General features: G+C 71.0%; 22 protein-coding genes, 1 tRNA gene and 1 pseudogene. 14 read left to right on the top strand and 10 right to left on the bottom strand.

The window, feature by feature from the left end; all coding sequences use genetic code 11:
• The first annotated feature begins 150 nt into the window (after positions 1-150).
• Positions 151-235: transfer RNA gene (locus CRP27_RS07945), tRNA-Ser, on the top strand.
• A 27-nt stretch (positions 236-262) separates the two neighbouring features.
• Here the strand turns inward: CRP27_RS07945 and mtnN are convergent.
• A complete protein-coding gene (mtnN, locus tag CRP27_RS07940) occupies positions 263-973 on the bottom strand; it encodes a 5'-methylthioadenosine/S-adenosylhomocysteine nucleosidase (RefSeq protein ID WP_176505505.1) in 711 nt (236 codons plus the stop codon).
• A gap of 58 nt (positions 974-1,031) precedes the next feature.
• Between mtnN and CRP27_RS07935 the strand changes: the two genes are divergently transcribed.
• Positions 1,032-1,619, top strand: coding sequence for a GrpB family protein (locus CRP27_RS07935; RefSeq protein ID WP_255257480.1), 588 nt, complete (start codon positions 1,032-1,034; stop codon positions 1,617-1,619).
• 21 nt (positions 1,620-1,640) lie between these two features.
• Here CRP27_RS07935 and CRP27_RS07930 read toward each other — a convergent pair whose 3' ends face one another.
• Both CRP27_RS07930 and CRP27_RS07925 read right to left on the bottom strand, forming a co-directional pair.
• On the bottom strand, positions 1,641-2,042 hold the full coding sequence (locus tag CRP27_RS07930; RefSeq protein ID WP_097180127.1) for a hypothetical protein: 402 nt from the start codon (positions 2,040-2,042) through the stop codon (positions 1,641-1,643).
• A gap of 37 nt (positions 2,043-2,079) precedes the next feature.
• Complete coding sequence (locus tag CRP27_RS07925; RefSeq protein ID WP_097180126.1) at positions 2,080-2,778, bottom strand: SDR family oxidoreductase; 699 nt, start codon at positions 2,776-2,778, stop codon at positions 2,080-2,082.
• An 83-nt stretch (positions 2,779-2,861) separates the two neighbouring features.
• On the opposite strand from CRP27_RS07925, the gene CRP27_RS07920 reads away from it, so the two are divergent.
• The gene (locus CRP27_RS07920) at positions 2,862-3,323 is read left to right on the top strand and encodes a helix-turn-helix domain-containing protein (protein WP_097180125.1); all 462 of its coding nucleotides are present in this window, start codon (positions 2,862-2,864) and stop codon (positions 3,321-3,323) included.
• A 65-nt stretch (positions 3,324-3,388) separates the two neighbouring features.
• Here CRP27_RS07920 and CRP27_RS07915 read toward each other — a convergent pair whose 3' ends face one another.
• Both CRP27_RS07915 and CRP27_RS07910 read right to left on the bottom strand, forming a co-directional pair.
• On the bottom strand, positions 3,389-4,405 hold the full coding sequence (locus CRP27_RS07915) for a LacI family DNA-binding transcriptional regulator (RefSeq protein ID WP_255257479.1): 1,017 nt from the start codon (positions 4,403-4,405) through the stop codon (positions 3,389-3,391).
• A 70-nt stretch (positions 4,406-4,475) separates the two neighbouring features.
• On the bottom strand, positions 4,476-5,711 hold the full coding sequence (locus tag CRP27_RS07910; RefSeq protein ID WP_097180359.1) for a Gfo/Idh/MocA family protein: 1,236 nt from the start codon (positions 5,709-5,711) through the stop codon (positions 4,476-4,478).
• A gap of 198 nt (positions 5,712-5,909) precedes the next feature.
• Between CRP27_RS07910 and CRP27_RS07905 the strand changes: the two genes are divergently transcribed.
• The 7 genes from CRP27_RS07905 to CRP27_RS07875 all read left to right on the top strand — a co-directional run bounded on the left by CRP27_RS07905 (position 5,910) and on the right by CRP27_RS07875 (position 11,171).
• Positions 5,910-6,878: a carbohydrate ABC transporter permease gene (locus CRP27_RS07905; RefSeq protein ID WP_079236878.1), complete on the top strand. Its 969-nt coding sequence runs from the start codon at positions 5,910-5,912 to the stop codon at positions 6,876-6,878.
• A gap of 16 nt (positions 6,879-6,894) precedes the next feature.
• Positions 6,895-7,836, top strand: a complete 942-nt coding sequence (locus CRP27_RS07900; protein ID WP_176505504.1) for a carbohydrate ABC transporter permease — start codon at positions 6,895-6,897, stop codon at positions 7,834-7,836.
• A gap of 7 nt (positions 7,837-7,843) precedes the next feature.
• Positions 7,844-9,217 (top strand): sugar ABC transporter substrate-binding protein, encoded by a 1,374-nt coding sequence (locus CRP27_RS07895; RefSeq protein WP_097180123.1) that lies wholly within the window; start codon positions 7,844-7,846, stop codon positions 9,215-9,217.
• A gap of 89 nt (positions 9,218-9,306) precedes the next feature.
• Positions 9,307-9,777 carry a BLUF domain-containing protein gene (locus CRP27_RS07890; RefSeq protein WP_097180122.1) on the top strand — a complete coding sequence of 157 codons (471 nt, stop codon included), beginning with the start codon at positions 9,307-9,309 and terminating at the stop codon, positions 9,775-9,777.
• An 89-nt stretch (positions 9,778-9,866) separates the two neighbouring features.
• Positions 9,867-10,478, top strand: coding sequence for a ScbR family autoregulator-binding transcription factor (locus CRP27_RS07885; protein WP_176505503.1), 612 nt, complete (start codon positions 9,867-9,869; stop codon positions 10,476-10,478).
• Positions 10,479-10,482: 4 nt separating this feature from the next.
• Positions 10,483-10,725: a hypothetical protein gene (locus tag CRP27_RS07880; RefSeq protein ID WP_097180120.1), complete on the top strand. Its 243-nt coding sequence runs from the start codon at positions 10,483-10,485 to the stop codon at positions 10,723-10,725.
• Entirely contained in the window at positions 10,722-11,171 is a 450-nt protein-coding gene (locus CRP27_RS07875) for a luciferase family protein (RefSeq protein WP_255257478.1), read from the top strand. The genes CRP27_RS07880 and CRP27_RS07875 overlap by 4 nt, the downstream gene beginning before the upstream one ends.
• Positions 11,172-11,177: 6 nt before the next feature.
• Here CRP27_RS07875 and CRP27_RS07870 read toward each other — a convergent pair whose 3' ends face one another.
• The 3 genes from CRP27_RS07870 to CRP27_RS07860 all read right to left on the bottom strand — a co-directional run bounded on the left by CRP27_RS07870 (position 11,178) and on the right by CRP27_RS07860 (position 13,573).
• Positions 11,178-11,606: a BLUF domain-containing protein gene (locus tag CRP27_RS07870; RefSeq protein ID WP_097180119.1), complete on the bottom strand. Its 429-nt coding sequence runs from the start codon at positions 11,604-11,606 to the stop codon at positions 11,178-11,180.
• Between the two features lie 98 nt (positions 11,607-11,704).
• Complete coding sequence (locus tag CRP27_RS07865) at positions 11,705-12,913, bottom strand: MFS transporter (protein WP_097180118.1); 1,209 nt, start codon at positions 12,911-12,913, stop codon at positions 11,705-11,707.
• A gap of 39 nt (positions 12,914-12,952) precedes the next feature.
• Positions 12,953-13,573, bottom strand: a complete 621-nt coding sequence (locus tag CRP27_RS07860) for a response regulator transcription factor (protein ID WP_097180117.1) — start codon at positions 13,571-13,573, stop codon at positions 12,953-12,955.
• A 14-nt stretch (positions 13,574-13,587) separates the two neighbouring features.
• Here CRP27_RS07860 and CRP27_RS18585 point away from each other — a divergent pair.
• The 4 genes and pseudogenes from CRP27_RS18585 to CRP27_RS07840 all read left to right on the top strand — a co-directional run.
• A pseudogene (locus tag CRP27_RS18585) lies at positions 13,588-13,854 on the top strand (ATP-binding cassette domain-containing protein); the annotation flags it as partial.
• Between the two features lie 10 nt (positions 13,855-13,864).
• Positions 13,865-14,596: a histidine phosphatase family protein gene (locus CRP27_RS07850; protein ID WP_097180116.1), complete on the top strand. Its 732-nt coding sequence runs from the start codon at positions 13,865-13,867 to the stop codon at positions 14,594-14,596.
• A gap of 33 nt (positions 14,597-14,629) precedes the next feature.
• Positions 14,630-15,157 carry a DUF3090 domain-containing protein gene (locus CRP27_RS07845; RefSeq protein WP_097180115.1) on the top strand — a complete coding sequence of 176 codons (528 nt, stop codon included), beginning with the start codon at positions 14,630-14,632 and terminating at the stop codon, positions 15,155-15,157.
• The gene (locus tag CRP27_RS07840) at positions 15,154-15,912 is read left to right on the top strand and encodes an SCO1664 family protein (protein WP_097180114.1); all 759 of its coding nucleotides are present in this window, start codon (positions 15,154-15,156) and stop codon (positions 15,910-15,912) included. Before CRP27_RS07845 ends, CRP27_RS07840 begins: the two co-directional genes overlap by 4 nt.
• A 307-nt stretch (positions 15,913-16,219) precedes the next feature.
• Here CRP27_RS07840 and CRP27_RS07835 read toward each other — a convergent pair whose 3' ends face one another.
• Together CRP27_RS07835 and CRP27_RS07830 are read right to left on the bottom strand one after the other, a co-directional pair.
• Positions 16,220-18,247, bottom strand: coding sequence for a VWA domain-containing protein (locus CRP27_RS07835; RefSeq protein ID WP_097180113.1), 2,028 nt, complete (start codon positions 18,245-18,247; stop codon positions 16,220-16,222).
• A complete protein-coding gene (locus tag CRP27_RS07830) occupies positions 18,240-19,625 on the bottom strand; it encodes an AAA family ATPase (protein ID WP_097180112.1) in 1,386 nt (461 codons plus the stop codon). The genes CRP27_RS07835 and CRP27_RS07830 overlap by 8 nt, the downstream gene beginning before the upstream one ends.
• Positions 19,626-19,711 lie beyond the last annotated feature (86 nt).

Below are 19,711 nucleotides of genomic sequence, written 5' to 3'. Positions count from 1 at the left end.
CGTACGGTGCGAGGTTCCGCGCGCCGTGCGAGGGAGTTTGCCTCGCACACTGCGCGAGACCTCGCACGTTGCGTCGGTCCCGCTGTACGGCCTGGAGGCTCGGCTAGACTTCTCGGGACGCGGTCACGTCTCGCCACGTGGTCGCGTCACGGAGGGTTGTCCGAGCGGCCGATGGAGCCTGTCTTGAAAACAGGTGGGCAGAGATGTCTCGTGGGTTCGAATCCCACACCCTCCGCCGATGCTCGTCACCCGCGGCTCGCGGTCAGCTGACGAGACCCGCCACCACGTCGTGCACCACGCGAGCGGCACGTGCGGCCGCTCCGTCGAGGTGCTCCTTGAACTCGTCGCCGTCCGGCGCGCACAGGTCGCTGATGCACCGGACCGAGACGAACGGCATGTCGTGGACGTGCGCGAACTGCGCGATGGCGGCGGACTCCATGTCGACGGCCGCGACCGCGGGGAAGGCAGCACGGAGGGTGCGCGCTCGACCCTCGGTCACGAACACCTCGCTCGAGCCGATCGTCGCCGCCCGGACGCGGTACCCGGCGTCCGAAGCGAGCGCGAGTCCGACGAGTCGGTCGTCGGGTTCGTACCCGGTCGGCATGCCCGGGACCTGGCCGAGTGCGTAGCCGAAGGCCGTGGCGTCCGCGTTGAGGTTGACGTAGTGGTCCCCGACGACGACCTCGCCGATCTCGACGCCGTGCATCAGTCCGCCGGCCGTACCGACGCTGATCACCGGGACGCCCGACCCGAAGTCGTGGAACGCGTGGGCGACCGCGGCCGTGGCGTTCGCGAACCCGATGCCGCTCCGACGCACCGCGACGGTGGCTCCGTCGATGTCGAGCAGGTGGTGCTCGTCGTGCCCGCCGACGGGACCGTCGAGGATCGGGACGCCGTCGAAGAGTGACGCGAACGCGGACACTTCTTCGCTCATGGCGGCGATGACGACCGCGACGGGGGGAGGGAGTTGCACTGACCGATCCTCGCACGCGCCGCCGACCGTCGGGACAGCGGGACGCGTACCGTGCACCGTGCGCGAGGAGATCCAGGGGGCCGGTGTGGTCGAGGTCGTCGAGTACCGAGCGGAGTGGCCGCGGCGCTTCGAGGTGCTCCGGAGGGCGTACGACGACGCACTCCGCGCTGCCGGCGTCCCGCACCGCATCGAGCACGTGGGCAGCACCGCCGTCCCCGGCCTCGCGGCGAAACCGGTGATCGACGTCGACGTCGTCGTTGCCTCCGCGGACGTCCCGGCGGCCGTCGCCGCCCTCGCGACGATCGGCTTCGAGCCCCGCGGTGACCTCGGCATCCCCGAGCGTCAGGCCTTCCGGACGCCGGACCACTTTGCGCCGACCAACACGTACGTCGTCTCCGAGGGGTCACTCGCGTTGCGGAACCACCTCGCCGTGCGCGACGTCCTGCGCGCGGACGGCGTCCTGCGCGAGGAGTACGCCGCCGTGAAGCGGAGCGCTGCCCGGGTGTCGGCGGACATCGACGACTACATCGAGCGGAAGAGCGACGTCCTCGTCCGCATCCTCCGCGCGGCCGGGCTCACCGACGACGAGCGCGCGTCGATCACCGCGAGCACCCGCGGCATCACCGGCCGCGGAGCCCACGGCTGACACCGGTCGAGCAGCAGCGTCTCAGGGCACGAACGGCGCGTGCGGCCAGGGCGCGACCAGCCGTCCGTCGGTCAACTGGAGGGACAGCGCCAACCCGATGCCGGACGCGATGACGAGCCCGACGATCGCGAACGCCGCGACCGAACGACCCCGGTGTCGAGCGAGCCGCGCCGTGATCAGCAGCAGGACCAACCCCACCACGTGGCCGACCACGAGCCCGGTCACCCCCATGGGGATGTTCGGGTTCGCGCCCGTTCGGTCCGGGCTCGCGCCACGCGTGGCCTCCTCGGAGGCCAGGTACAGCCAGAGCCAGGACCCGCCGCCGCCGACCACTCCGAGCGCGACCGTCACCCAGTACAGCGCCGCCCACCCCGCTGACGTCCACCCCGTCCGTCGCTCCGCGACCGCCCCCGTCGTCACCATGCGGTCATGGTAGCGGCGGGGGTTGCGGTCGCCGAGGTCAGACCGCCGCGGCGATCCCCGGGTACAGCGCGACCAGCGGTGCGCTCAGCCCGGCGCGGACGTCCCGGCTGATCTGGTCCGCCAGCACCTCGTGCTCGCCGGCCTCGACCGCGTCCCAGATGGCGGCGACGATCACCGCGGGGTCGGCCTTCTCGACGTCGAGGTCCGCCGTCATCCCGGTGTCGGTGTACCCGAGGTGGGCCCCGACGACCTGCGTGCCCTGCGGTGCGAGTTCGAGGCGCAGCGAGTTGGTCAGTGACCAGAACGCCGCCTTCGACGCCGAGTACCCGTTGCCGAGCGCGATCCAGCTCAGCACGGAGTGCACGTCGACGAGGGCACCGCCGGCCAGGGTCGGCGCGAAGGCCTTGGCGACCCGGAGCGCACCGAAGACGTTGGTGGCGAACACGCGCTCGACGTCCTCGACGGAGGTCTCGAGCAACGGGGTCGAGCCGCCGACGCCGGCGTTGTTCACGACGATGGTGGCGTCCGCCGCGGTGCGGGCAGCGGCGTCGACGCTCGCCTGGCTGGTCACGTCGAGGGGGAGGGGGACGATGCGATCGTCGTCCCAGGTGCGGGGGTTCCGTGCGGTCGCGTAGACCTTGGCGGCGCCGCGGTCGAGGGCCTGCTGCACGAACTCGGCGCCGAGGCCGCCGTTCGCTCCGGTGACGAGGACGATCGCGTCGGTGAGGTCGGTCATGGGGGCTCCAGTCGAGAGAGTTGAGTACGGAAACCGAACCTAGCACGTTGTGTCTGCATTCCGAACCCAGTTACGATGGACACATGCTCGGCATCCTCGGCGGCGACGAGCGCTGCCCCATCGCGCGCTCCCTCGACGTCCTCGGCGAGAAGTGGACGCTCATGATCGTGCGCGACGCCCTCGCCGGCTCGACCCGCTTCAGCCAGTTCCAGCAGAGCCTCGGCATCCCGCGCGAGGTCCTCACTGCCCGTCTCGGCTCCCTCGTCGAGGGTGGCGTGCTCGAACGCACCGCCTACAAGCCGGAGGGCGGACGCGTCCGCGAGGAGTACGTCCTCACCGATGCCGGCCGCGACCTCTCGCTCGTGCTCCTCGCGCTCGGCGGGTGGGCGGACCGGCACCGCCGCACCGACCTGACGTCGGACCTGCGGTTCGTCGACGCCGAGACCGGCGAGCCGGTCGAGGCCGCAGCCGTGACGCGCGTCGCGCAGCGACGCGTCCCGCTGGGCGACCTCAAGGCGGTGCAGGGACACACGTCCGGAACGTGACCGGTTGACGGCCTGGAGGCGCGGGTCGGGCCCGCACCGTGCCTCCAGTCCGGCAGGTGGGTGCGTCAGCGACGCACGTCGCACCCGCAACTCGCGCCGAGCACCAACTCGGCCGGCACGAGGTCGCGGTGCCACTGCTCGCCGGCCACGCGACCGAGGACCCGGTCGACCGCACCGGCAGCCATCGCGTCGATCGGCTGTCGCACCGCGGTGAGCTGCGGGTTCGTGAAGTCCGCCTCGGCGGTGCCGTCGAACGACACGATCGCGACGTCCGTCGGCGCGGAGAGCCCGAGCTCGTACAGGGCTCGGAGCACCCCGACGGCCTGCATGTCGGAGCTGACGAAGACGGCTCGCGGTCGGTTGGCGGAGCCGAACATGCGGAGTCCGGCGGTGTAGCCGCCCGCGCGGGAGAACTCGGTGCGGACGATGGGGCCGTCCTGCACGCCGTGCTCGCGGAGGGCGTCCTGCCAGCCCTGCTCGCGGAGGTCCGTGTCGGAACCGGCGTGCCCGATGACGAGCCCGATCGACGAGTAGCCGTGCCCGGCGAGGTGCGCGGTCCCGTCGAAGGCGCCGCGGCGGGCGTCCACGCCGGTGCTGGCGAACTCGGGGACCTCGAAGAAGGTGTTGAGGAGCACCATCGGCAGTCCGGGGTCGACCACGGTGGAGAGGTCCGGGCGGGTCATGATGCTCGTGACGATGAGCCCGTCGACCTGGCGTGCGGACAAGCTGCGCATGCGGTCGCGTTCGAGGGCGACGTCGCCGTCGCTGCTCGAGATGAGGACGTCGTAGCCCCGGTCGGCCGCGGCCTGTTCGACAGCGATCGCGACCTCGGACCAGAGCGGGTTGTCGAGCTCGGGGACGATGAGCCCGAGCATCTTCGACGACCCGGTGCGGAGTGCCTGCGCGCTCGCGTTCGGGCGGTACCCGAGGACCCGGATGGCGTCCCGGACCCGGGCGGCCGTCTCGGCGGCCACGGGGCGGGGCCCGTCGTGCACGACGTAGCTGACGACGGAGGTGCTGACGCCCGCGTACCGGGCGACGTCCGCGCGGGTGACCGCCCTCGGGGTCGTCGGGCTGGTCACGGACGCCTCCTGGATCGAGTTCGGGTGCCGATCCGTGCGGATCGGCACCCGAACGACGGTGGTTGTGATCCTAGACGGCACTCGCACCGGTGGCGGACGCGGCATCGGCCGTCGCGGGGGCGTCGCCGAAGTCCGGCACCTCGAGGCGCACGCCGCCCTGCAGTGCGGACTGGTGGGCGATGATGCCGGGGAGCGTGAACCGCGCGGCGGTCCAGGCGTTCACCGGCGGCAGGGTGCGGTCGACGACGGCGCGGACGAAGTCGTCGGCGAGGAACTGGTGGCTGCCCTCGTGCCCGGTCGGCACTCCGGCGTACTCGGCCGGCAGACGGTCGGTGTCGTGCACCTCGGCGTACCCCGAGACGAACGCGTCGCGGAGCGAGGGGTCGACCCCGGCCAGGCGCGGGTCGTCGAGGTCCATCGTCGCCTTGGTGTTGATCCGGTCGCTGATGTCGTACGAGTCCTCCTTGTCCTGCCAGACGCTGACCTTCGCGAGCTGCTCGAAGCTGGCCTCGGTGCCGAAGTAGCGGAAGCGGGACTCGCGGATGTGCGACGGGTAGCCGACGCGGCGCATCTCGTTGATGCGCATGACCCCGCCGTTGTCGAGCTCGAACAGGGCGGTGGCGTTCGAGAAGTCGTTGTCGAACTGGCTGACGTCCTTGTCGAACACCCCGTCGCCGCGGTCGTCCTTGATGCCGATGCAGCTGACGCTGACGGCGTGGCCGGGGATCGCGCCGAGGACGCCACCGACCGAGTGCGTCGGGTAGAGCATGGGCGGGTAGCTGGCGGTCCGCTTCCACTGGTCGCCGCCGCTGAACTGGTACGCGGCGTAGAAGCCGAGGTCCATGTCGTGGACGTAGTCGCCCTCGGCGTAGAACACCCGGCCGAACGCGCCTTCGGCGACCTGCTTCCGCGCGAACACCGTCGCCGGGTTGTAGTAGCTCGTCTCGCCCATCATGTAGGTGAGTCCGGTCTCGCGGACGGCCTCGATGATCGCGCTGATCTCCTCGACGGAGATCGCCATCGGCACGGCGGAGTACACGTGCTTGCCGGCGCGGAGGGCCTTGACCACGAGGGGGCCGTGCGTCCATCGCTGCGTGAAGATCGCCACCGCGTCGACGTCGGAGGCGAGGACGGCGTCGAAGTCGTCGAACGTGCCGTCGAGGTGCTGCGACTCGACGAGCTCCGATGCGCGGTCGTCGACGAGGTCGGTCACGAAGACCCGGTCGACGTCGGGGTGGAGCTTGAACAGCTTCGCGAACTGCGGGGCGAACTGGCCTGCGCCGACCATTCCGATTGAGATCATCAGTGACCTTTCCAGGGGTGTGGGATGCGTCGCCGAGCAGGTCGCTCCGATGCGATCGGGGGCCATCCTGACACATGCTGTCTACACGTGACAACCATTGATTCGGCCTGGAAACGAACCCTTGCCACGATCGGTCCCCACGTGTAGATTCCCGGCTCACGGACTGCTGCACGTCAGTCCACCGCAGACGAAGGAGTCGCGATGGCCACCGAGAGCCCCGTGTCGTCACCCTTGACGACCACCCGCCCACGGAGCAGGGGAACCACCCTCGCCCGTGCCCGGACGACCTCGCCGAGGCGTCGACCCCGGAACGACCTCTGGCTCGCGCTGGTGTTCATCGCCCCGGCGGCGATCGGCTTCGCCGTGTTCCTCGCGTGGCCGACCGTCCGGGGCATCTACCTCAGCTTCACCTCGTACAACCTGCTCACCCCGCCGGAGTTCACCGGCCTGCAGAACTACGTCCGACTCGCGCAGGACTCGATCTTCTGGCACTCGATGGTCGTCACCGTCGAGTACGTCGTCATCAACATCGTGATCCAGACGGTCGTGGCGCTCTTCATCGCGGTGATGATGCACCGCCTGACGAAGTCGACCTTCGTCCGCGGCATCGTCCTCGCGCCGTACCTCGTGTCGAACGTCGTCGCGGCGCTCGTGTGGCTCTGGATCCTCGACACCCAGCTCGGCATCGGCAACGAGATGCTCGCGGCCCTCGGCCTCGACCGCATCCCCTTCCTGCAGAGCGACGTGTGGGGCATCCCCTCGATCGCGCTCATCAACGTCTGGCGGCACGTCGGCTACACGGCGCTGCTCATCTTCGCCGGCCTGCAGTCGCTGCCCGAGACGGTCTACGAGGCCGGGCGCATCGACGGCGCGAGCGAGTGGAAGATGTTCTGGCGCATCACCGTGCCGCTGCTCCGCCCGATCCTGTCGCTGGTGCTCATCATCACCGTCATCGGCTCGTTCCAGGTGTTCGACACCGTCGCGGTCACCACGCAGGGCGGACCCGCGAACGCCACGAACGTCGTGCAGAACTACATCTACAACCTGGCCTTCGGCCGGTTCCAGTTCGGCTACGCGTCCGCCGTGTCGGTCGCGCTCCTCATCGTCCTCAGCATCATCACGATCATCCAGTACCGCCTCACCCGCTCGGGTGAGTCGGACCTGGACTGAACGGAGCGTCCCGACCATGACCACGACACTCACCCGTTCCGTCACCACGAAGCGTCAGCCCCGCCCGGGCGCCGCACACCGTCGACGCCCGTCGATCGGCCGGATCCTCGCGTGGGTCGCGATGATCGCCGTCATCGTCATCACGCTGTTCCCCTTCTACTGGATCCTCCGCACCGCGCTGTCGTCGAACGGCGCGATCAACTCCGACCCGACCTCGCTGCTCCCCGTCGGGTTCAGCCTCGGTGGGTTCGAGCGGGTCTTCGGCCTGCAGTCCACCAAGGAAGCCCTGGAGCAGGGCGGCTCCGGCGCCGCGCTGAACTTCTGGCGCTACCTCGGCAACTCCGTCATCGTGTCGACGCTCGTCACCGTCGGCCAGGTGTTCTTCTCCGCCGCAGCTGCCTACGCCTTCGCCCGTCTGCGCTGGCCCGGACGCGACAAGGTGTTCGCGGTGTTCCTCGCCGGCCTCATGGTCCCCGCGATCTTCACGCTGCTGCCGAACTTCACCCTCATCAAGCAGCTCGGGCTCGTCGACAACCTGCTCGGCATCGCCCTGCCGACGATGTTCATGACCCCGTTCGCGGTGTTCTTCCTCCGGCAGTTCTTCCTCGGCATCTCGAAGGAGGTCGAGGAGGCGGCCCTCATCGACGGCGCCGGCAAGGTCCGGGTGTTCTTCCGCCTGGTCATCCCGATGGCCGCCGCACCCATCGCCACCCTCGCCGTCCTGACGTACATCACGAGCTGGAACGACTACTTCTGGCCGCTCATGGTGTCGTACACGGACAGCTCTCGGGTCCTCACCGTCGCGCTCGGCGTCTTCAAGTCGCAGACCCCGCAATCAGGCACCGACTGGGCCGGGCTCATGGCCGCGACCCTGGTGGCGGCGCTCCCGATGATCGTGCTGTTCGGCGTCTTCGCCAAGCGCATCGTCAACTCCATCGGCTTCTCCGGAATCAAGTAGGCACCAGATGACAAACTCGCTCTCCCGCCGCGCCCTGTTCGCCGGCGGCGCCTCCGCCCTGGCACTCGGTGCGCTCGCAGCGTGCTCGTCGCCCGGACGCCGCTCCGCCTCGGGGACCGGCACCCGGACCGTCAGCTACTGGCTCTGGGACTCCAACCAGCTGCCCGCCTACCAGGCCGTCGCCGACGCCTTCCACCGCGAGAACCCCGACATCACCGTGAAGATCACGCAGCTCGGGTGGAACGACTACTGGACGAAGCTCACCGCCGGGTTCATCGCCGGCACCGCGCCCGACGTGTTCACCGACCACCTGACGAAGTTCCCGCAGTACTCCGACCTCGACGTGCTCTACAAGCTCGACGAACTCGAGGCCACCAAGGGCATCCGGGACGCCGACTACCAATCAGGGCTCGCCGAGCTCTGGAAGGGCAAGGACGGCCACCGGTACGGGTCACCGAAGGACTGGGACACCATCGCGATGTTCTACGACCGGAAGGCGATGGCGAAGGCCGACGTGTCCGACGCCGACCTCGCGGACCTCGAGTGGAACCCCGACGACGGCGGCTCGTTCGAACGGATGGTCGCCCACCTCACCGTCGACTCCAAGGGTCGGCGCGGGGACGAACGGGGCTTCGACAAGCACGACGTCGCGGTCTACGGCATCTCGTCGAACGGGTCCGGCGGCGACGGCTTCGGGCAGACCCAGTGGTCGCCGTTCACCGGGTCGATCGACTGGTTCTACACGAACGAGAACCCCTGGGGCGACAAGTTCCGCTACGACGAGCAGGTCGTGCAGGACACCCTCGCCTGGTACTACCGCCTCGCCGAGAAGGGATACATGGCGAAGTACGGGGTGTTCTCCACCACCACCGGGCCCGACGTGCAGCTCGGCTCCGGCAAGTGCGCGCTGTCGTTCAACGGCTCGTGGATGATCGGCACCTACCTCGGGATGAAGGACCTCGACATCGCAGTCGCCCCCACGCCCGTCGGCCCGGTCGGGCACCGCGCGTCGATGTTCAACGGGCTCGGCGACTCGATCACGAAGCAGGCGAAGGACCCCGAGGCCGCCGCGAAGTGGGTGGCGTACCTCGGCAGCGACGCCGCGCAGACGATCGTCGGCAAGGCCGGCATCGTGTTCCCCGCGCGGCCCGCGGGCACCGAAGCCGCGGTCGCGTCGTTCCGGAAGCGCGGGTTGGACGTCTCGGCGTTCACCCGACAGGTCGAGGAGAAGACCACGTTCCTCTTCCCGGTGACCCGCAACCCGGCGGACGTGCAGGCCCTGCTGCAGCCCGCGTTCGACGACGTGTACGCCAACGGCAAGTCGATCACGACCCTGACCGGCATCAACGAGCAGGTGAACACCCTGCTCGCGCTCACCTGAGCGGCGTGTTCGTCCGCACACCGCAGTCCTCGGTGCGGTGTGCGGACGATCCTTGCTCCACGCCGGGGACACGACCGAGACTGCAGGCGATGACTTCCCTCGAAACCCTCGTGTACATGTCCGTCGCCGTCGACGACCTGACCGACGGCCAGCTGGTCGACATGCTGCGCGAGGCGCGGCTCACCAACCAGGCGCTCGGCGTCTCCGGTCTTCTCCTGGCGAAGGGCGGTCGGTTCATGCAGGTCCTCGAGGGCCCCGCGTGGGCCGTCGAGGACCGCTTCGCCGCGATCGAGCGGGACCCCCGCCACCGTGACGTGAAGTCCCTCTCGCGAGAGCGGATCGCGACGCGCCGATTCGACGGGTGGGCGATGGCCTTCGGGAACCCGTCGGACACCGAGGTCCGGGACGAACCGGGCTTCAGCACGTTCCTCACCGAGCGCTCCGGCCTGCCGTCCGAGCTGGCGGGTTCCCCCGCCGACTGGCTGCTGCGGTGGTTCCGTGGACGGGACCTGCAGGACGTCCCGGAGGCGCGGATCACCCTGGCACGGCACGCCGCCTGACACAGCCACCCTCGGACTGGCGTGTCGCGCTTGGCGGCGATGCGGAGCGGTGCGCGCGACACGCCGACGGAGCCTGTGACTCTGGTGGGGTGGAACGACGTGAGCAGATCCTGCAGGCCGCGGCGCAGGAGTTCGACCGCGCCGGCTTCGCCAGCGCGACGGTGGCGGGCATCGCCCGCACGGCGGGCGTGTCCCAGGGGGCGCTGCACTTCCACTTCCCGACGAAGCTCGCGATGGCGCTCGCCGTCATCGACGAGCAGAACGTCCGCACGTTCGACGTCGTCAGCCGCACCGACAGTTCACCCACGTCGGCTCTGATCGGCGCGTCCAAGGGCATCGCCGACCTGCTCCGCACCGACGCGATCGTGCGCGCGGGCATCCGGCTGTCTCTCGAACGCGGTGAGTTCGCCGCCGCGACCGCGAGCTTCTACGAGCAGTGGATCGCGGGGATCGTCGACGTCTTCCGGCTGGCCGTCGCCGCGGGGGAACTGCGTACCGAGCTCTCCGCCGATCAACTCGGGGCGACGGTCGTGCCGTACTTCACCGGCGTGCAGCTCGTGTCAGACGTCCGCACCGGGCGAGCGGACCTCCACCCGGCGGTCGCGACGATGTGGCACGTGCTCCTCTCCGGCATCGCTGACCCGCGGCACCGGACCCGCTTGCTGGGGGTCGTGGCGGAGACGTTCAGCGCGTCAGACTGACGGCATGCGCACCGCCCTCCGAGCACTCCACGTCGTCGCGACCGTGCTGCTCGCAGTCGGGTTCACGGGACTCGGCGTCGCTATGTGGTCGCTGTTCATCACCGCGGACGACGGCGGCGGGGCGAACATCGGTGCCGGGATCCTCGCCCTGTTCGCGTCCGCAGTGGGTGGCGTCGGCCTCGTGCTGCTCGCCGTCACGGGTGTCGTCGCCGGAGTCGCCCGGGCCCGCGGCAGACTGACGGCATGACACTTCCTCGACGCGGATCGACGCCGACGACCTCGACGGAAGGGCCGCACCGGCAGATCGACCAGCTCGCACCGCCGGAGTTGTGGGGACGCCTGGTCGCGGCCGTGTTCGCGCTGCCGGAGGTCGTCGAAGGCCACAGCCAGGTGTCGCCGGCGAGCTCGCGCGCCGTGTTCCTCACCGACCGCCAGGTCGAGTCGTCCCCCGAGCGGTCCCTCGCTCCAGGGAAGCGGCTCGAACCCGTGCACCTGCACGGCGTCGACGACACGAGCGTCCACCTCGTCCTGCCCGAGGACCGCGGGCGCGAGCTGATCGACCTGGGGTGGGCAGAACCGCACGGCTACGCGGACTTCGGCACGGAGTTCATGGTCTACGGCCCCCGCGACGAGGACGAGCTCGCGACGGTGGTCGGCATCGTAGAGGAGAGCCTGGCGTTCGCACGCGGTTGAGGCCGGTCAGCGGTCGTGGAGCTCGCGGTCGCGGAACCACTTCAGCAGCCAGGCGGCGCTCGTGCGGTCGAACGAGCGGGGGAAGTCGACGGTGTCCGTCAGGAACGGGCTGAACCCCTCCTCGGCATCCACGTCCGCGTCGTCGAGCGCACGGTAGGCCATGGACCAGCCGTCGAACCGCCGGCGTTCGACGTCCTCGCGGATGAGGGACTTCACCGCACCGTGCCGTGGGTCGCGCGAGATGGCCGCGAACCGGTCGTCGACGCTCCACGCCGGGCCCTCGAGCAGCTGCATGAACCGGCCGTCCTTCGCGAGCAGCAGGCCGGAGACGCCGAGGGCTTCGTTCCGGAGCCGGGCGTCACGCAGGAGCTGGGCGAGCGCAGCGTCGTCGAAGGGCTCGGTCGCGCGGCTCATGTAGACGATGGAGACGAGCACGGCTCCATACTGGTGCGGGTCGGGCGCGGGCGCGAACCGCTGTCCGCATCCCGTCGCGCGCGGCGCGACATGTTGTCGACAAGTGGTCCCGGGCCCGATCAGTTTCCGGACGCGCTCGGTGCACTGACTGATCGCTCAGAGGTGTCGACCACCGCCCGACCGCGGGTGGCCGGCGCCGCGAGCAACGCGACGACCAGCAGCGCCGCCGGCACGAGCATCGCCGCCTGCAACCCGAGGTGCTCCCCGAGGAACCCGAGCGCGGGCGGCCCCGCGAGGAACGCGATGTAGCCCGCGGTCGCGACGACGGACACCCGTCGGTCGCCGTCGGTGGGGTGGTCGCCGGCGGCGGAGATCGCGAGCGGGAACCCGAGTGCGATCCCGAGGCCCCAGATGCCGGCAGCCGCCGCGGTCAGCACGGGGTTCGGCGAGACGACGACGAGCAGGACACCGACGGCCCCGACCGCGGCGCACACCCGGATCACCGGTGCGCGCCCGAACCGGGCAACGAGCGGCGTCCCGGCGGACCGCCCCACGAACATGGCGAGGGCGAACCCGGTGAACACGAGCGAGCCGACTGCTTCCGGGGCGCCGTGGTCGGTCGTCATGAGCAGGGGGAGCCAGTCGCTCGCCGCGCCCTCGGCGAAGGCCATCGCGAGGGTGATCACGGCGATGAGCAGCACCTGCCAGGTGATGACCGACCGCAGGCGCGGCGTGGCGACGGCTGTCGCGGACGGGTCGGGCGCGACGCGGGGGACCGGCCGCAGGTTCGCCGCGGCGAAGGTCGCGAGCCCGGCCATCACGACGGCGGCGACGAGCAGGTGCACGAGCACGGGAGTGCGGACGGCGGTCAGGACGATCCCGGCGGCGCCGCCGATGACGGTGCCGAGGCTGAAGCACGCGTGCAGCACGGGGACGACGGGTCGGGACAGTTGTCGTTCGACGGCGGCGGCCTCGACGTTGAGCCCGATCTCGGCGACACCAGACCCGAACCCGATGAGGAACAGCCCGGCCCACACCCCGACCGCGAGTTGCGCGGGGGCGAGCAGGGCGACGAGCAGCATGCCGGCGACGGGCAACATCCCGCCGAGCACGATGAGCGGCCGTGTGCCCAGGCGGCGGACGAGCACCCCGGCGCCGAGGATCCCGATCATCGAGCCGATCGACAGGCCGAGCAGCACGATGCCCATCGCCTCGATCGACGCTCCGAGCTCGTCGCGGACCGCGGGTGTGCGGGTGATCCACGAGGCGATCCCGAACCCGGTCATCGTCGACGTGGCGAAGAGTGCCGCGCGGTGGCGCCCGATCATGCGTCCATCAGAACGTTTCACACGGGCGGAGTCAAGGGATCAGCGCAGCATGCCGAGGGAGCGTGCCTCGGAGACGGCGGCCGTGCGGGACGACACCCCGAGCTTCGAGAACACGTGGACCAGGTGCGACTTCACGGTGGCGTCGCTGATGTGCAGGCGTGCGGCGACGTCACCGTTCGAGGCGCCCTCGGCGACGAGCCGCAGCACCTCGATCTCCCGCGCCGACAGCGCGACCTGCGGCGACCGCATCCGGGCCATCAGCCGACCGGCGATCGCGGGCGCGAGTGCGCTCTGCCCGGACGCCGCCGCGCGGACGGCCGCGACGAGCTCGTGCGGCGGCGCGTCCTTGAGCAGGTACCCGCTCGCGCCGGCCTCGACCGCGCCGAGGATGTCGCCGTCGGAGTCGTAGTTCGTCAGCACGAGCACGTACGGTGCCGCGTCGAGCGCTCGGATCCGGCGGGTGGCGTCGGCACCGGTGGCGTCCTGTCCGAACTGCAGGTCCATCAGGACGAGCTCCGGCGTCAGGGACTCCGCGAGGGCGACCGCGACGGACGGGGTCGACGCCTCGCCGACCACCTCGAGGTCGTCCTCGGCGTCGAGGAGCGCCCGCAACCCGGCCCGGACGACGGGGTGGTCGTCGGCGATGAGGACCCGGATCACGGCACCTCCAGCACGGCGAGCGGCAGCGCGTCGCGATCGCCCGGGCGCTCGTGCACGCGCCCGACGTGCTGCTCGTCGACGAACCGACGAGCGCCCTCGACCAGGAGCGCGGCGCGGCGATCATGGGCCTCATCGCGCAGCTGACCCACGACCGCGGCACGGCGACGATGCTCGTGACCCACGACATGGTGCACCGGGACGTCCTCGACGAACTCGTGACGGTGGTCGACGGGCGGGTGGTCGACGCGGCGCCCGCGGCTCCCGTGGCGAACGCCGCCTAGGATCGGGCACATGGCGACCGTCCTCCTCGTCCGGCACGGACGCACCACCGCGAACGCGACCGGCCTGCTCGCCGGACGGACCGCGGGGGTCGCACTCGACGCGGTCGGACGCCAGCAGGCAGCGCGGACGGCGGACCGGATCGCCGCGGTGCCCCTCGCCGCGGTGGTGTCCAGCCCCCTCGAGCGCTGCCGCCAGACCTCCCGTGCCCTGCTCGAACGGCAGCCGGGCACGCCCGAGACCCGCATCGAACGGGCGATCACCGAGTGCGACTACGGCGACTGGCAGGGGCGGAAGCTCGCCGACCTCGCGAAGGAGCCGCTCTGGCGGACGGTGCAGGCGAACCCGAGTGCGGTCGTGTTCCCTGGTGGTGAGTCCATGCAGGGCATGCAGTCCCGCGCGGTCGCGGCGATCCGGCGCATCGACGCCGAGGTCGAGGCGGCGCACGGCCCGAACGCCGTGTGGGTCGCGGTGAGCCACGGCGACGTCATCAAGTCCGTGCTCGCCGACGCCCTCGGCATGCATCTCGACCTGTTCCAGCGGATCGCGGTCGGCCCGGCGTCGGTGTCCATCGTGCGCTACGGGGAGCACCGGCCCGAGGTCGTCGCGTCGAACACCGAGTCCGGCGACCTCGCCTGGCTCGCTGCTGCTCCCGCGCCGTCCGGGGACGCGGCGGTCGGCGGTGGCGCCGGTCACGGGGACGGCGCGACGCCGGACACGCAGACGGGTACCGACAGGGCCTGAACGCGTGTCGGTCGGCGCTCCTACAATGCCGGTATGCCCACCATCGTGCACGGCTTCGACTGGCCGGACCGTCTCGTCGTCGGGACCGTCGGCCTCCCGGGCGAGCGGTCCTTCTACCTCCAGGCGCGCGACGGCCGCCGCGTGACGAGCGTCGCGCTCGAGAAGGAGCAGTCGGCGGTCCTCGCGGACAAGATCGACGAGCTCCTCGACGAGGTCGCCACGGTGGAGGACAACCGCTTCAGCGTCCCGCCGTCCGCTCCGACCGAGCTCCACGACGGTGCCCCGCTCGACCAGCCGGTCGAGCCGGAGTTCCGCGCCGGTGCCCTGAGCCTCGGGTTCGACCCGGCGACCGCGCAGGTGGTCATCGAGGCCTACCCGATCGACGACGAGCTCGAGATCGTGGCGGAGACGGACGAGGACGGCGAGGAGATCGAGGCGGTCGTCGAGATCCCCGAACCCGCCGAGCTGTTCCAGGTGAAGATCCCGGTCGGCACCGCCCGCGCCTTCGTCGCCCGCACCCGCGAGATCGTCGCTGCCGGCCGTCCTCCCGGCGACGCATGAGCGACGGATCGCTGTCCATCCGGGCACGCATCCGTGAAGCGTCGAACGCCACGTTCCTGGCCGACCTCGACGGCGAGTCGGTGGTCTACAAGCCGATCGAGGGTGAACGCCCGCTCTGGGACTTCCCCGACGGCACGCTGGCCGATCGCGAGGTCGCCGCCTACCTGGTGTCCGAGGCGTTCGGGTGGGGCATCGTCCCGCCCACGTGGATGGGCGACGGGCCGTTCGGCCGCGGCATGGTCCAGCGCTGGCAGGACGTCGACCCCGAGCAGGACGCAGTGGACCTCGTCCCCACCGAGGACGCCGACGCCGAGGACGCCCCGTGGCTGCCCGTGCTCGAGGCGATCGACGAGCAGGACCGTCCGGTGACGCTCGTGCACGAGGACACCACGGCCCTCCGACGCATGGCCGTGTTCGACGTCGTGGTGAACAACGCGGACCGGAAGGGCGGGCACGTGCTCGCGATGCCCGACGGGCACCGGTTCGGCGTCGACCACGGGCTCGCGTTCCACGTCGAGCACAAGCTCCGCACGGTGCTGTGGGGGTGGATCGGGGAGCCGCTCGACGCCGACGAGCTCGAGGGCATCGACCGTGTCACCGACGCGCTGCACGGTGACCTCGGGGCGGCACTCGACGAGCACCTCACCGTCGCCGAGGTCGACACGCTCCGTGCGCGGTGCGCCGCGCTCCGGGCGGTCGCGGTGTTCCCGCCGCCCCCCGGGCACGGACCCGCGGTGCCCTGGCCGTTGTTCTAGCACCGACACCGACGGAGATCGGGTCGGTGGACTCCGTCGGGTCCGGAGCCCACCGACCCGCACCGCGCCCCGCCTGCCGGGGCGCGGAAGCCCGTGGCGTGCCTGACGGAGAGCATCCTCGATCTCCGGGACTCCACGGGGGTCGGCCGGTCGAGGGCGGATCAGGTGCACTCGGTCGGCCGGATCCACGCGCGCCGATGTCGTCGGTACGCGTGGAACAGTGGTCGCGGCCGGGGTCTGGGGCAGCTGTGGCGTCAGCATACGACGACGTCGTCGTCGGGAGAAGCGTCGGTACGGAAGCCGCGGTTCACGACCCCCAGGGGTCGCGGCCGTACCCGTCGAACAGGGTGTTCCCGCCGCGTCGGGACCCGAGGTACGACCCGACCACGGCGACGCCGAGGTCGTCGTTCTCCGGAGCCACCACGGTGCCGTCGACCCGCTTCGCCATCGCGTCGACGAACCGCGCGAGGCCCGGGTCGTCACCGAGCCGGAAGAACGTCGTCTGCGCGCCGAGGCGTCCGGCGTTCTCGAGTTCCCGGACGGACAGCGCGATCGTGATCGGGTCCGGCGGGTAGCCGAACCACACCTGGCCGTTCGGTTCGAGGTGCGACGTGGGCTCGCCGTCGGTGACGATGAGCAGCACGGGCTGGGCGGTGGGGTGCTTCCGGAAGTGCCGGTTCGCCAGCAGCAGCGCGTGGTGCAGGTTGGTCCCCTTGTCCCACATGGCATCGAGGCCGACGAGCTGCTCGATGTCCATCACCTCGGCCTCCCGCCCGAAGGCGATGAGCTGCAGGTCGTCCCCGCGGAACCGCGTGGACACGAGGGTGTGCAGCGCGAGGGCGGTGCGCTTCATCGGGACCCAGCGGTCCTCCATCGCCATCGAGAACGACGTGTCGACGAGCAGCGCCACGCAGGCCTGTGTCCGCGCCTCGGTCTCCTGCACCTCGACGTCGTCGATCTCGAGCCGGACGCCGGGCCCCATCCGACCGGACGCCGCCGTCCGGGTGAGGGCGTTCGTGATCGACCGCGTCACGTCCCACGGCTCGGTGTCGCCGTACTGCCACTGCCGTGTCGAGCCGGACGGCTCCCCGGCGGCTCCGGACCTCCGGAGGTCGCGTGCGCCCTGTCGGCCGGACATCCGCTCCGCGACGTCCTTGAGCAGGCTCTTGCCGAGCTGCCGCATCGCCTTCGGGGTGAGCCGGAGCGCCCCGTCCGCGCCGCGGCGCATCGCCCCCGAGTTCCGCAGTGCCTTCTCGAGCCGCTGCAGGGTCTGCGCGTCGACGGCGGCCTCGGCGCCGAGCTGTCGGGCGAGGGCGTCGAGGTCCAGGTCGTCCAGGTCGGACCCCGGCCCCGACTGCGCGATCTGGTCGGCGAGGGCGTCGAGGTCGGCGATGTCCTGGAACACGCCGGTGCCGTCACCGAGACCGAGCCCCTGCTCGCCCTCCATCCGTTCGGACCCGCCCCAGTCCTCGCCGGGCCGGAGCGCGCGGAGGTTGCCGTCGAGCTGGGAGAGCTGGCCCATGAGGTCGGGGGAGCCGAACGCCTGCTGCGCGAGGGCGTCGAGTTCGTCGCGCTGCTCCTGGGTCATCGAGTTCCGCATCCGCTGCGCGGCGGCGGCCCGGGCGGCGAGGTCGTCGAGCAGTTCCTCGACGCTCTGCGGGTTCGACGGGAAGTACTGCCCGTGCTGCGCCATGAACGCGTCGAACTGCTCGGGGGTGTCCTCGCCGCGGGCGTGCGCCTCGAGCAGGGCGTTGAGGTCGCGCATCATCGCGGCGACGTCCTCGCGGTCCTGGTCGGTGGCTCCCTCGAGCGCCTGCTTCATGCCGGCGAAGCGCTGGTCGAGCACCTCGCGGCCGAGCAGGTCCTTGATCTCCTCGTACTTCTGCCGCGCGGTGGGGCTCTTCCAGTCGTAGTCGCGCAGTTCCTGCACGGCCGACGCCGGCGACGGAGGGAGGCTGTCGAGCTGCATCTCGGCGAGGGCACGGTCGCCGTCGTCCATGTCCGTGTCGCGGGCGAGCTGACCGCGTTCGGCGAGCACGGCCTCGTCGAGCAGCTGCTTGACCTGCTGCAGCGTGCCGTCGAGGTTGTTCTTCGCCGTGAGCTCCCGACGGCGCTCGGCGACCCGGCGGGCCAGGTCGTCGAGGCCGCGCTGGTCGCGGCCGCCCCGACGGAGGAACTCCCGGATGGCGCGCTCGGGCGAGGTGCCGCCCATGACGTCCTCGCCGATGGCGTCGAGCGCCTCGGCGAGGTCGACCGGGGGAGCGAGCGGGTCTGGACCGTCCTCGTACCTGCCGTAGCGGGCGTCGCGCGTCAGCCGGCGGTTCTGCCTAGCCATAGACGGCTTCGCCCCCGCCGGACTCCTTGCTGATGCGTCGGGCCAGGTAGAGGCCCTCGAGTGCGAGCTCGATCGCGCCGGCACGCTCGCCGTCGTTCGTCGCCCCGAGCCGCTCGCACACCAGGTCGTAGAGGTCGGACTCGCCGATCGACGGCAGCCCCTCCAGGAAGGCGCGGGCGCTGACCTGCTCGCCCGTGGTCACCATCGTGCCCCCGTCGAGCGCCTCGACCAGGACCGCGAAGTCGAGGCCGCGGAACCGGGCGCGCACGGTCTCGGCCGTCGCGGTCCGGAGGAGGTGCTCGAGCACCTCGTCGGCACGGTCCTCCTCGCCGTTCTCGAACTCGATCTTGCCGCCGAGCACGTCGACCGCCGTCTCGAGGTCGATCGGTCGCGCGACCGCGTGCTCCTCGCCCTGACGAGCGGCACGGTGGACGGCCGCGGCGGAGATCGTCTCGGCGCCCGCGATCGCGAAGCGGGCGCTGACACCGCTGCGCTGGTCGACCGCACTCGATCCGCGCAGTGCACGCGTGAACCGCGCGAGGATCTCCACCAGCGCGTCCGGCACGTCGGCGGTGAGCTGGGCCTCTTGTCGGATGACGGCGATCTCGTCCTCGAGCTCGATCGGGTAGTGCGTGCGGATCTCGGCGCCGAAGCGGTCCTTCAGCGGTGTGATGATCCGGCCGCGGTTCGTGTAGTCCTCCGGGTTGGCGCTCGCGACCACGAGGACGTCGAGCGGCAGCCGCAGCACGTAGCCGCGGATCTGCACGTCGCGTTCCTCCATGACGTTGAGCATCGCGACCTGGATGCGCTCGGCGAGGTCGGGCAGCTCGTTGATGGCGACGATCCCGCGGTGGCCGCGGGGGACCAGGCCGAAGTGGATGGTCTCCGGGTCGCCGAGGCTGCGGCCCTCCGCGACCTTCATCGGGTCGACGTCGCCGATGAGGTCGGCGACGGAGGTGTCCGGCGTCGCGAGCTTCTCGACGTAGCGGTCGTCGCGGTGCCGCCAGGTGATCGGGAGCGCGTCGCCGAGGTCCTCGGCACGTCGGATGCTCGCGGTCGTGATCGGTTCGTAGGGGTGCTCGCCGAGTTCGGAGCCGGTGATGACCGGTGTCCACTCGTCGAGCAGGCCCTGCAGGGTGCGGAGCAGGCGGGTCTTGCCCTGTCCGCGTTCGCCGAGCAGGACGACGTCGTGTCCGGCGATGAGGGCGCGTTCGAGCTGCGGGACGACCGTGGTGGCGAAGCCGTGCAGGCCGGGCCAGGGGTCGGAGCCCTCGCGGAGGGCACGGAGGAGGTTGTCGCGGATCTCGGCGCGGACCGACTTCTGGACGTGACCAGAGGCGCGGAGCTCGCCGACCGTTCTGATGGTGGGTCGGGTCACGTCTTCGACGTTACGCCGTTGCGGACTGGAGGCACGTGGCGGGCCCGCCACGTGCCTCCCGTCCGCTTGTGGGTTTACATAGCAAT

Source organism: Curtobacterium sp. 314Chir4.1 (genome assembly GCF_900215175.1).
Classification (GTDB): domain Bacteria; phylum Actinomycetota; class Actinomycetes; order Actinomycetales; family Microbacteriaceae; genus Curtobacterium; species Curtobacterium pusillum_A.
The sequence above is the reverse complement of the archived record's forward strand: the minus strand, read 5'-3'. Positions and strand labels throughout refer to the sequence as shown.

What these genes read in the sequence shown, in the direction of transcription:
- CRP27_RS07850 (WP_097180116.1), top strand. Translation starts at nt 13,865, where the DNA reads ATGGCGACCGTCCTCCTCGTCCGGCACGGACGCACCACCGCGAACGCG.
- CRP27_RS07865 (WP_097180118.1), bottom strand. Translation starts at nt 12,913, where the DNA reads ATGATCGGGCGCCACCGCGCGGCACTCTTCGCCACGTCGACGATGACC.
- CRP27_RS07895 (WP_097180123.1), top strand. Translation starts at nt 7,844, where the DNA reads ATGACAAACTCGCTCTCCCGCCGCGCCCTGTTCGCCGGCGGCGCCTCC.
- CRP27_RS07845 (WP_097180115.1), top strand. Translation starts at nt 14,630, where the DNA reads ATGCCCACCATCGTGCACGGCTTCGACTGGCCGGACCGTCTCGTCGTC.
- CRP27_RS07880 (WP_097180120.1), top strand. Translation starts at nt 10,483, where the DNA reads ATGCGCACCGCCCTCCGAGCACTCCACGTCGTCGCGACCGTGCTGCTC.
- CRP27_RS07900 (WP_176505504.1), top strand. Translation starts at nt 6,895, where the DNA reads ATGACCACGACACTCACCCGTTCCGTCACCACGAAGCGTCAGCCCCGC.
- CRP27_RS07875 (WP_255257478.1), top strand. Translation starts at nt 10,722, where the DNA reads ATGACACTTCCTCGACGCGGATCGACGCCGACGACCTCGACGGAAGGG.
- CRP27_RS07905 (WP_079236878.1), top strand. Translation starts at nt 5,910, where the DNA reads ATGGCCACCGAGAGCCCCGTGTCGTCACCCTTGACGACCACCCGCCCA.
- CRP27_RS07925 (WP_097180126.1), bottom strand. Translation starts at nt 2,778, where the DNA reads ATGACCGACCTCACCGACGCGATCGTCCTCGTCACCGGAGCGAACGGC.
- CRP27_RS07835 (WP_097180113.1), bottom strand. Translation starts at nt 18,247, where the DNA reads ATGGCTAGGCAGAACCGCCGGCTGACGCGCGACGCCCGCTACGGCAGG.
- CRP27_RS07890 (WP_097180122.1), top strand. Translation starts at nt 9,307, where the DNA reads ATGACTTCCCTCGAAACCCTCGTGTACATGTCCGTCGCCGTCGACGAC.
- CRP27_RS07920 (WP_097180125.1), top strand. Translation starts at nt 2,862, where the DNA reads ATGCTCGGCATCCTCGGCGGCGACGAGCGCTGCCCCATCGCGCGCTCC.
- CRP27_RS07840 (WP_097180114.1), top strand. Translation starts at nt 15,154, where the DNA reads ATGAGCGACGGATCGCTGTCCATCCGGGCACGCATCCGTGAAGCGTCG.
- CRP27_RS07930 (WP_097180127.1), bottom strand. Translation starts at nt 2,042, where the DNA reads ATGGTGACGACGGGGGCGGTCGCGGAGCGACGGACGGGGTGGACGTCA.